9 protein-coding genes are annotated in these 10,358 nt (G+C 73.2%); 4 read left to right on the forward strand and 5 right to left on the reverse strand.

Features of this window, described 5'->3' with window-relative positions:
* Positions 1–362: 362 nt before the first annotated feature.
* Positions 363–1,583, forward strand: a complete 1,221-nt coding sequence (locus V7793_RS26150) for an amino acid deaminase/aldolase (protein WP_336010521.1) — start codon at positions 363–365, stop codon at positions 1,581–1,583.
* Positions 1,584–1,747: 164 nt separating this feature from the next.
* Here the strand turns inward: V7793_RS26150 and V7793_RS26155 are convergent, their stop codons facing one another.
* From V7793_RS26155 to V7793_RS26170, 4 genes are all read right to left on the reverse strand, one after another.
* Positions 1,748–3,016, reverse strand: a complete 1,269-nt coding sequence (locus tag V7793_RS26155) for a haloacid dehalogenase-like hydrolase (protein ID WP_336010524.1) — start codon at positions 3,014–3,016, stop codon at positions 1,748–1,750.
* A gap of 102 nt (positions 3,017–3,118) precedes the next feature.
* Positions 3,119–3,904 carry a 3-oxoacyl-ACP reductase gene (locus tag V7793_RS26160; RefSeq protein ID WP_058045190.1) on the reverse strand — a complete coding sequence of 262 codons (786 nt, stop codon included), beginning with the start codon at positions 3,902–3,904 and terminating at the stop codon, positions 3,119–3,121.
* 4 nt (positions 3,905–3,908) lie between these two features.
* On the reverse strand, positions 3,909–5,270 hold the full coding sequence (locus V7793_RS26165) for an aldehyde dehydrogenase family protein (RefSeq protein ID WP_336010529.1): 1,362 nt from the start codon (positions 5,268–5,270) through the stop codon (positions 3,909–3,911).
* An 87-nt stretch (positions 5,271–5,357) separates the two neighbouring features.
* Entirely contained in the window at positions 5,358–6,725 is a 1,368-nt protein-coding gene (locus tag V7793_RS26170) for a glutamine synthetase family protein (protein ID WP_336010533.1), read from the reverse strand.
* A gap of 71 nt (positions 6,726–6,796) precedes the next feature.
* Between V7793_RS26170 and V7793_RS26175 the strand changes: the two genes are divergently transcribed.
* From V7793_RS26175 to V7793_RS26185, 3 genes are all read left to right on the forward strand, one after another.
* Entirely contained in the window at positions 6,797–7,519 is a 723-nt protein-coding gene (locus V7793_RS26175; RefSeq protein ID WP_336010536.1) for a FadR/GntR family transcriptional regulator, read from the forward strand.
* A gap of 132 nt (positions 7,520–7,651) precedes the next feature.
* Complete coding sequence (gene eat, locus V7793_RS26180; RefSeq protein ID WP_336010539.1) at positions 7,652–9,118, forward strand: ethanolamine permease; 1,467 nt, start codon at positions 7,652–7,654, stop codon at positions 9,116–9,118.
* Positions 9,119–9,166: 48 nt separating this feature from the next.
* Entirely contained in the window at positions 9,167–9,874 is a 708-nt protein-coding gene (locus tag V7793_RS26185) for a gamma-glutamyl-gamma-aminobutyrate hydrolase family protein (protein WP_336010541.1), read from the forward strand.
* A gap of 225 nt (positions 9,875–10,099) precedes the next feature.
* On the opposite strand, the gene V7793_RS26190 is transcribed toward V7793_RS26185, so the two are convergent.
* A partial coding sequence (locus tag V7793_RS26190; RefSeq protein ID WP_336010542.1) for a LysR substrate-binding domain-containing protein occupies positions 10,100–10,358 on the reverse strand: 259 nt, incomplete at its 5' end.

The following is a 10,358-nucleotide window of genomic DNA, read 5'->3' on the forward strand; positions in this document are numbered from 1 at the left end:
ACGAGGCAGACGGCTGCGGTGAGGGTGCGGGCGCCGCGGCCACCCTCCGGTTGGGGCACGTGCGGCGGCTGAGGCGGCCGGGGAGGCTGGGGCGCGAAGTAGGAGGAGGCCGGGAGGGGGCGGACGGGCAGCGCGAGTGCGGGGTCCGTCTCGGTGCTCACCCTGCGCTCCCCCTCGTGAGCCGTCTCCCCGCTACCGGGGCTTGGTTGCCCTTCGGGACAGGCCTGTTCGTATCCGGACATCACGCCGCCGGGCTGCGGCCCACGGTGTGGGCGCCACTCTACGGGGCGGGCGGCGGGCGCTGCCATCTCGCCCGTGCGGGGCCCCTATCCACCGCCGGATGCCTCTGGCAAGCTGCGCGCATGCGTCTTCCCGCCGCACCTCCCGTCGCCTGCGCAAGCGCCGAGCGGGCCCGTCTGGACCGGGCGACCGCCTCCTGCGACGCCCCTCTGGCCGTGGTCGATCTGCAGGCGTTCGACGCCAACGCGGCGGATCTGGTGCGCCGGGCGCAGGGCAAGCCGGTGCGGGTGGCGAGCAAGTCCGTGCGCTGCCGGGCGCTGCTGGAGCGCGCGCTGGTGCGGGACGGCTTCACGGGTGTGATGAGCTTTTCGCTGGCCGAGTCGCTGTGGCTGGCGCGTTCGGGCATCGATGACGTGCTGCTGGCGTATCCGTCGGCGGACCGGGCGGGGCTGGCGGAGCTGACCTCGGACCCGAAGCTGGCCCGGGCGGTCACGGTGACCGTGGACGACCCCGCGCAGCTGACGCTGATCGACGCGGCCCGGGCGGGCCGCGAAGAGGTACGGGTGTGCCTGGAGTTGGACACGTCGCTGCGGCTGCTGGGCGGCAGGCTGCGGCTCGGTGCGCGGCGTTCCCCCGTGCACGATCCGGAGCGGCTGGCGGACCTCGCCCGGTCCGTCGGGCGCCGGCCGGGGTTCCGGCTGGTGGGTCTGCTGGCCTACGAGGCGCATGTGGCGGGTGTGGGGGATGCGGTGGAGGGGCGGCCCCTGTACTCCCGTTCGGTCCGGCTGATGCAGGCCGCGGCGCGCAGGGAGCTGGCGGCGCGCAGGGCGGAGGCCGTACGGGCCGTGCGCGCGGTGGCGGACCTGGAGTTCGTCAACGGCGGCGGTACGGGCAGTGTGCAGCACACCGCCGCGGAGGACGCGGTGACGGAGGTGGCGGCCGGTTCGGGGCTGTTCGTGCCGCGGCTGTTCGACCACTACCGGTCGTTCCGCGGCCGTCCGGCGGCCCTGTTCGCGCTGCCGGTGGTGCGCCGCCCGGGGCCGGGCGTGGTGACCGCCCAGGGCGGCGGGTACCCGGCGTCGGGCGCGGCCGGCGCGGACCGGCTGCCGCATCCGTACCTCCCGGCGGGCCTGCGGCTGGATCCCCGCGAGGGTGCGGGCGAGGTGCAGACGCCGCTGACCGGGCAGCCCGCCGACGACCTGCTGGTGGGTGACAAGGTGTGGTTCCGGCACGCGAAGGCGGGCGAGATGTGCGAGCGCTTCGAGGCGCTGCACCTGATCGACGGCGACCGCGTGGTGGAGACCGTCCCGACGTACCGCGGCGAGGCCCGTACGTTCCTGTGAGTCCGCGCGCCCGTGAGTCCGCCCGCCCGTGAGTCCGCGTGCCGCGACGCCGGGTCCCGGGCCGTGCGCCGTACTCCTGCGGCAGGAGGGGATACGGGGACCGGTTCGCCGTCGGCGACCGGTCCCCGTGGCGCGCGAGGACGTCAGGAACGGCTCGGGGAGCCTCAGAAGGCCTTGTCGGCCTGGTCCGGGATCACGGAGCCGTCGGCGCGCCGGACAGGCACCTTGGTGCCGTCCTCGGCCGTGGCGCCGGTCGTGGAGCACGGGTACGTGCCCGACTTGCGCGGCATCGGCTCGATGAACATCGGGTTGGCGACCCAGCGGCGGTCCGCGTCGTCGTAGGCGCGGCACATCAGCTCGGACTTGTTGCGGTTGATGGCCACGTGCGCGCCGGTGGCGTCGTTGACGAACGTCACGTCGGTGTCGGCGTCGCCCGCGCCCAGCGCGATGCGGTGCTTGAAGTCCTGCTGCTGCCAGGCCTTGGCGCCCTTGATCTTGAAGATCTCCTGGTTGATCATGCAGCGCTTGCCGTCCATGTACGGCAGGGCGTCGCCGCGGCCGGTCTCGACGCCGCCGCAGCCCTTGATGGCCGTGGTGAGGCGGCCGTGCTTGGTGATGCTGCGGATGCCGATGGTGTGCTTGGCGTCCAGACCCACGCCGCTCGACCAGGCCTCGGCGATCGGCTCGGAGGAGGCGGAGACGATGTAGACGTCGAAGCCGGCCGCCTTGAGCGTGCGGATGAGGTCCTTCTGCTGGTCGTAGTAGCGGACGTAGCCGGCGAGGGTGTGGGTGCCGACGGTCTGCTTGGTGCCGATGGGCGCCGCGAGCTGCTCGGCGCGCGCCTGCTTGGCGAAGGAGGTCAGGGCGGCGGGGGTGTGACCGGCGAACAGCTGGGGGATCCAGGCGTAGCCGGGCACGGTGCGGCGGTGGTTCCAGTCGCCGGCGAAGGCGGCTTCCCCGGCCATGGTCTGCGACTTCTCGCGGATCTCGAAGATCTCGTCGGCGCAGGCGGCGTTCTTGGAGGTCGGCAGCGGCCGGCCGGGGCGCACGGCCGTGCCGCACGCCTTGGCCAGCGCCTTGCCGGCGGCCGGGGTGAGCCAGGCGCTGGTGTCCTTCCAGCTCTTCGGCTGCAGGATCTTGTCGTGCTTGAGGGCCCAGGCGAGCGTGGCGTCGGTGATGTCGTTCTTGACGACGGTGTTGTCCCAGTCGAAGGCGGCGACGGGGCGGGGGCCGTTCTTGCCGGAGCAGGTGCCGCGCTCGTCGATCATCTTCTGGAGCCTGGCGCGGTTGTCGCCGGCCCAGGGAAGCTTCTTGTCGAGCTGGGGGCAGTTGCGGCGGGGGGCGTCGTGGGCCGGGGCTGCGGTGGCGGGGACCGAAGCGGCGAGGGCCGCGGCGGCAGCGAGGCCGACGACGATGGCGGACTTGGTGCGCATGTGCTCTCTTTGCGGTGGTGCGTGCGGTGGCAGGGAATCCACGGCGGGACCGGCCCGGGGGTCTGCGCCCGACGAGCCGGTCCTACCGTTTGATCATGGACCCTACAGCGGGGTCACGTACGCGCCCGCGATGCCACCGTCGACGAGGAACTCGGCGGCGTTGACGAAGGACGAGTCGTCGCTGGCGAGGAAGGCGACGGCGGCCGCGATCTCCTCGGGCTCGGCGAACCGGCCGACGGGCACGTGCACCAGGCGGCGCGCGGCCCGCTCGGGGTCCTTGGCGAAGAGCTCCTTGAGCAGCGGGGTGTTCACCGGCCCCGGGCACAGGGCGTTGACCCGGATGCCCTCGCGGGCGAACTGCACGCCGAGCTCGCGGGACATCGCCAGCACGCCGCCCTTGGAGGCGGTGTAGCTGATCTGCGAGGTGGCGGCGCCCATGACGGCGACGAAGGAGGCGGTGTTGATGATCGAGCCCTTGCCCTGGCGCTGCATGTAGGGCAGGGCGGCCTTGCAGCACAGGTAGACGGAGGTGAGGTTGACCTCCTGGACCCGCTTCCAGGCGTCGAGCCCGGTGGTGAGGATCGAGTCGTCGTCGGGCGGGGAGATGCCGGCGTTGTTGAAGGCGACGTCGACCGAGCCGTAGGTGTCGTAGGCGGTCTTGAAGAGCGCCTCGACCTCCTCGGGGCTGGTGACGTCGACCTTGACGAAGAGCCCGCCGGTCTCGGCGGCCGCGGCCTTGCCTGCGGTCTCGTCGATGTCCGCGCAGACGACGCGGGCGCCCTCGGAGGCGAAGCGGCGGGCCGTGGCCAGGCCGATGCCGCTGCCGGCTCCGGTCACGACGGCGGTGCGGCCGACGAGTCGGCGGCAGACGGGGGTCTGGTCGGTCACTTGTTTACTCCTCGGTGCTGATGAAGACGTTCTTGGTCTCGGTGAAGGCGGCCAGCGCGTCGGGGCCCAGCTCGCGGCCCAGGCCGGACTGTCCGAAGCCGCCGAACGGCGTCCAGTAGCGGACGCTGCTGTGGGAATTGACAGAGAGGTTCCCCGCGGCCACGGCGCGGGAGACGCGCAGGGCGCGGGAGACGTCGCGGGTCCAGATGGAGCCGCTGAGCCCGTAGTCGGTGGCGTTGGCGATCCGCACCGCCTCCGCCTCGTCCTCGAAGGGGATGACGACGGCGACCGGGCCGAAGATCTCCTCGACGGCGGCGCGGTCCTCCGGGCGGCCCTCCAGGACGGTGGCGGGGTACCAGAACCCCTTGCCCGACGGGGCCTCGCCGCGGATGGCGGCGGGGGCGGACTCGGGGACGTAGGACCGTACGCGCTCGCGCTGCGCGGCCGAGATCAGCGGGCCCATCCGGGTCGCCGGGTCCCCCGGGTCGCCCACGGCGAACGACGTGACCGCCGGCTCCAGCAGCTCCATGAAGCGGTCGTACACGGAGCGCTGGACGAGGATGCGGCTGCGGGCGCAGCAGTCCTGCCCGGTGTTGTCGAGGAAGGAGCCGGGGGCGGCCGCGGCGGCCCGCTCGACGTCGGCGTCGGCGAAGACGATGTTGGGGCTCTTGCCGCCGAGTTCGAGCGTCACGCGCTTCACACCCGCCGCGCACTTGGCCATGATCTGCTTGCCGACGGCGGTGGAACCGGTGAAGACGACCTTGGCGACGCCGGGGTGTTCCACGAGGGCGGCACCGGCGACGGGCCCGGCGCCCGGGAGGACCTGGAAGAGGCCCTCGGGCAGCCCCGCCTCCAGCCCGAGCTCCGCCAGCCGCAGGGCGGTCAGCGGGGTGGTCTCGGCCGGCTTGAGGAGCACGGCGTTGCCCGCGGCCAGGGCCGGGGCGACGCCCCAGGCGGCGATCGGCATCGGGAAGTTCCACGGGGCGATGACGGCGACGACGCCGAGGGGCTCGTGGAAGGTGACGTTCAGGCCGCCTGCGACGGGGATCTGCGCGCCGGTGAGCCGCTCCACTCCCCCGGCCGCGTACTCCAGCAGGTCGCGGGCGTTGCCCGCTTCCCAGCGGGCGTTGCCGATGGGGTGGCCGGCCTCGCGGACCTCCAGCTGCGCGAGCTCCTCCAGGTGCGCGTCGACGGCGGCGGCGAAGCGGCGCAGTTGCCGGGCGCGGTCGCCGGGGGCGAGCCGGGACCAGCTGCGCTGGGCTTCGGCGGCGCGGCGGACGGCTGCGTCGACGTCCTGCGGCGTCGCCGCGGGGATGGTGGCGACGAGTTCCTCGGTCGCCGGGTTGAGTACGTGAAGCTCGTGCAAGTCCTCTCCTGTGGTTCGCTCCGCCGCTCGCGGCCGGGGGGGTTCCGTTTCGTACGCGGCTGCACGCCGGTGGGCACAACGGTGGGGTTACATCCGCTCGAAGGAGCGGAACCTCTCCCAGTCCGTGACGGCCGTGTCGTACGCCTCCTGCTCGACGCGCGCCATGTGCAGGTAGTGCTCGACGACTTCGTCTCCGAAGGCCTCCCGGGCGATGGGGCTCCGCTCCCACAGCGCCGTGGCCTCGCGCAGGGTGGCGGGGACGTGCTGGGCGTCGCCGGCGTAGGCGTTGCCGGTGCAGACCTCCGGCAGCTCCAGCTCGTGCTCGACGCCGTAGAGCCCGGCGGCCACCATGCCCGCGACGGCGAGGTAGGGGTTGACGTCCCCGCCGGGCAGCCGGTTCTCGAAGCGGTGGGAGTGGCCGCGGCCGATGACCCGCAGGGCGCAGGTGCGGTTGTCGGGGCCCCAGGCGACGGCGGTGGGTGCGAAGGAGCCGGGCCGGAACCGCTTGTAGGAGTTGATGTTCGGCGCGTACAAGAGGGTGAAGTCGCGCAGCGCGGCCAGCTGTCCGGCCAGGAAGTGCCGCATCGTCTTCGACATGCCGTACGGGCCCTCGTCGTCGGCGAGGACGGGCCGTCCGGCCTCGTCGCGCAGCGACAGGTGGATGTGACAGGAGTTGCCTTCACGGGCGTCGTACTTGGCCATGAAGGTGAGCGCCATGCCCTCCTGGGAGGCGATCTCCTTGGCTCCGGTCTTGTAGACGGCGTGCTGGTCGCAGGTGGTGAGGGCCTCGTCGTAGCGGAAGGCGATCTCGTGCTGGCCGAGGTTGCACTCGCCCTTGGCGGACTCCACGGTCATCCCGGCGGCGCCCATCTCGTTGCGGATGCGGCGCAGGAGGGGTTCGACGCGGCCGGTGCCGAGGACGGAGTAGTCGCAGTTGTACTGGTTGGCCGGGGTCATGTCGCGGTAGCCGCGGCCCCAGGCCTGCTCGTAGGTGTCCTTGAAGACGATGAACTCCAGCTCGGTGCCGGCGTACGCGCTCCAGCCGTGCTCGGCCAGCCGGTCGAGCTGGCGGCGCAGGATCTGCCGGGGCGAGGCCAGGACGGGCGAGCCGTCGTGCCAGGCGAGGTCGGCGGTGAGGAGGGCGGTGCCCGGGTTCCAGGGGGTGCGGCGCAGGGTGGAGAGGTCGCCGCGCATGGCGAAGTCCCCGTAGCCGCGCTCCCACGACGACATGGCGTAGCCGTCGACGGTGTTGAGGTCGACGTCCACGGCGAGGAGGTAGTTGCAGCCTTCGGTGCCGTGGTCGAGGACGTCGTCGAGGAAGAACCGGGCGGCGAACCGCTTCCCCTGGAGTCGTCCCTGCATATCGGTGAAGGCGAGGACGACGGTGTCGATCTCCCCGGTGTCGACCAGCCTGCGCAGCTCCTCGACGGCGAGCGGGGGCGTGCGGTCTGCCACAGTGATGCCTCCTGTCGGTGCGACCGGAGGTCTTAAGGTAGGGCTGTAGACCATTAAAGGGAAGGGGTCAGATGAACGATCATGCGACGGACCGCCTGGCGCCGGTGCTGCGGCCGGTCCGCGCGGGCAACGGATTCGAGGAAGCGCTGGAGCAGATACTCCAGATCATGCGGCTGGGCCTGGTGGCCGAGGGGGAACGGCTGCCCGCCGAGCGCGAATTGGCCGACCGTCTGCGCGTCAGCCGGGTGACGCTGCGCGAGGTGCTCAAGGTGCTGCAGGACCAGGGCCTGGTCGAGAGCCGGCGCGGCCGCTACGGCGGCACGTTCGTGCTGGCGCGGCCGGCGACCGCGGGCGAGGAGGAGCTGCGGCGCCGGGTCGCCGGCGTGGACGTGGAGGACACGCTGCGCTTCCGTGAGGTGCTGGAGGTGGGCGCGGCCGCGCTGTGCGCCGCGCACGGGCTCCCCGAGGGCGGGGCCGGGCGGCTGCGCGCGGCGCTGGCCGCCACGCATGACGCGCCGCTGGCCGAATACCGGCGCATGGACACCCTGTTCCACCTGACGCTGGCCGAGCTGTCGGGCTCCCCGTCGCTGGCCGCGCACTACGCGGCGGTGCGGGCGACGGTCAACGACCTGCTGGACTGCATTCCGCTGCTGGTGCGGAACCTGGAGCACTCCCAGCTGCAGCACACCGCCCTCGTGGAGGCGGTCCTGGACGGCGACGCGGAGGCGGCGCGCGAGGTGATGCGCGAGCACTGCTGCGGGACGGCGGCGCTGCTGCGGGGCTTCCTGGCGTGACCCGCACGAGCCCCGTTAACCCGCGAGAGCCCGTCTCGTAACCAGTCTTTTACGCAAGGGGGTTGCCGAATCAGCCACCCCGAGGCAAAGGTATGGCGCAAAACCTTTACCTCCCGAGGCAGGAGCGGCAGCATGCCCGAACGCACGGAGACACCCACGGCACCGCCACGCGCCTCGGACCGGCCGGCGGACTATCTGGAGAAGCGCACGCTGCGCCGCGGCAGCGCCGGCCCCCTGCTGCTGACCGGCCTCGGCGTCGCCTACGTCGTCTCCGGCGACTTCTCCGGCTGGAACTTCGGCCTCGCGCACGGCGGCTTCGGCGGTCTCGCCGTCGCCGCCGCCCTGATGGGCCTGATGTACACCTGTATGGTCTTCGCCCTCGCGGAGATGGCCGCCGTCCTGCCGACGGCGGGCGGGGGCTACGGCTTCGCACGGCGCGCGCTCGGCCCGTGGGGCGGCTTCCTCACCGGCACCGCCATCCTCATCGAATACGTCCTCGCACCCGCCGCGATCTCCCTCTTCATCGGCGACTACGTGGAGTCGCTCGGCCTGTTCGGGCTCACCTCGTCCTGGCCGGTGTACCTGGCCTGCTTCGTCATCTTCATCGGCATCCACCTGTGGGGCGTGGGCGAGGCCCTGAAGTTCAGCTTCGTCGTCACCGGCATCGCCGTCGCCGCGCTGCTCGTCTTCGCGGCGGGCGCGTTCACCGACTTCGACGCGGAGCGGCTGCACGACATCCCCGTCGACACCGGCGCGCTCGGCGCGTCCTCCTGGCTGCCGTTCGGGCTCCTCGGGATCTGGGCGTCCTTCCCGTTCGGGATGTGGTTCTTCCTCGGCGTCGAGGGCGTGCCGCTCGCGGCCGAGGAGACCAAGGACCCCGTGCGCTCGCTGCCCCGGGCCATGGCCACGTCCATGGGCATCCTGCTGGTCCTCGCGCTCCTGACCTTCCTCGCCTCGACCGGCGCGGGCGGGGCGGACGCCCTCAAGGACGCCGGGAACCCGCTGGTGGCCGCCGTACAGCCGGACGGGCGGCCCACCGTGCTCGGCCGCATCGTCAACTACGCGGGGCTCGCCGGCCTGGTGGCCTCCTTCTTCTCCCTCATCTACGCCGGATCGCGGCAGCTCTTCGCCCTCTCCCGGGCCGGCTACCTCCCCCGCTTCCTCTCCCTCACCAGCCGCCGCAAGGCCCCCTGGCTGGGCCTGGTGGTGCCCGGCGCGCTCGGGTTCGGGCTCGCGGCGGCCAGCGGCGACGGGGCGCGGATGCTCAACGTCGCCGTGTTCGGCGCCACCGTCTCCTACGCACTGATGTCCCTCTCCCACATCGTGCTGCGGCGCCGCGAGCCGGGCCTGGAGCGGCCCTACCGGACGCCGGGAGGCGTCGCGACCTCGGCGCTCGCCTTCGTCCTCGCCTGCGCGGCGCTGGTGGCGACCTTCCTGGTGGACGTCACCGCCGCGCTCGTCGCCCTCGGCGTCTACGCCGTGGCCGCCGTGTACTTCGCCTGCTGGAGCCGGCACCGGCTCGTCGCCGGGGCGCCCGAGGAGGAGTTCGCGGCACTCGCGGCGGCGGAAGCGGAACTGAACCGCGACCGGACCATGTGATCAACGTCGTAGCGTACGGAACGACCACGTACGGAAAGGACCCGCTCCATGCTCCGCCAGCCACTGATCGGTGTCACCACCTACCTCACCCGGGCCCGCTGGGGCGCCGCGTGGGACCTGCCGGCCGCGCTCCTTCCCGCCTCCTACGCCCAGCACGTCCAGCGGGCGGGCGGCCTCGCCGTGCAGCTGCCGCCGGACGAGCCGGCCGCCGCCGGCGACCTGGTGCGGCGGCTCGACGGCCTCGTCCTCGCCGGCGGGGAGGACCTCGACCCCGTCCTGTACGGCGAGCAGCCGCACCCGCGCGCGGGCGTACCGGTCCCCGAACGCGACGCGTGGGAGCTGGCGCTGCTGGGCGCCGCGCTGGAGCGGGGCGTCCCGGTACTCGGCATCTGCCGCGGCATGCAGCTGATGAACGTGCACGCCGGCGGCTCGCTGTGCCAGCACCTGCCGGACGAGGTGGGGCACGAGGACCACAACCCCGTCCTGGGCGCCTTCACCGACCACCTGATCAAGCCGGAACCGGACAGCCGCCTGGGCCGCCTCCTCCCCGAACCCTGCGACGTCGCCACGCACCACCACCAGTCCGTGTCCCGCCTGGGCGACGGCCTCGTCGCGACGGCCCGCGCGGAGGACGGCACGATCGAGGCGCTGGAACGCCCTGGCGACCTCTTCGCGGTGGGCGTCCAGTGGCACCCCGAAGCGCGGGACGACTTGCGTCTGATGCGAGCCCTGGTCGAGGCGGCGTCGGCCGCCTGACCTCGGCCGACGCCGGCTCTGCACGGCCGGACACGTCGTACGTGGCGACTCGCCGTCGCGGCGGGGGACATTCCCCCGGCAACAGCCGGGCACTTTCTTCCCGCCGCAACGGCGGCCGGCCCGATACGACCCGACCGGCGGCGCCCGCCCGGACCGGCACCGCCGCCCACGTCGTACGCGGTGACTGGCCGTCGCGGCGTCAGGCAGTCTGCCGGCACCCGCCCGTCAGGAGCCGCGGGTCAGGCCCAGCAGTTCGCGGGCCGGGCCCGTGGGGCGGTAGCCGGGCGGCCAGACGGCGCGGAGGGCGCGGTGCAGGTCAAGGTCCGCGACGGGGATCTCGACCAGGCGGCGGGCCGCCAGCTCCTCGCCGATGGCGAGCTCGCTCAGGACGCACGGGCCCGCCCCGCTGACCGCGGCCGCCTTCGCCGCCGTCGTGGAGGCGAGTTCGAGCAGCGGCTCGGCGAGCCCCCCGTGCGCGGCGAGG

Source organism: Streptomyces sp. KLMMK (assembly GCF_036961605.1).
In the GTDB taxonomy this organism is placed as follows: domain Bacteria; phylum Actinomycetota; class Actinomycetes; order Streptomycetales; family Streptomycetaceae; genus Streptomyces; species Streptomyces telluris.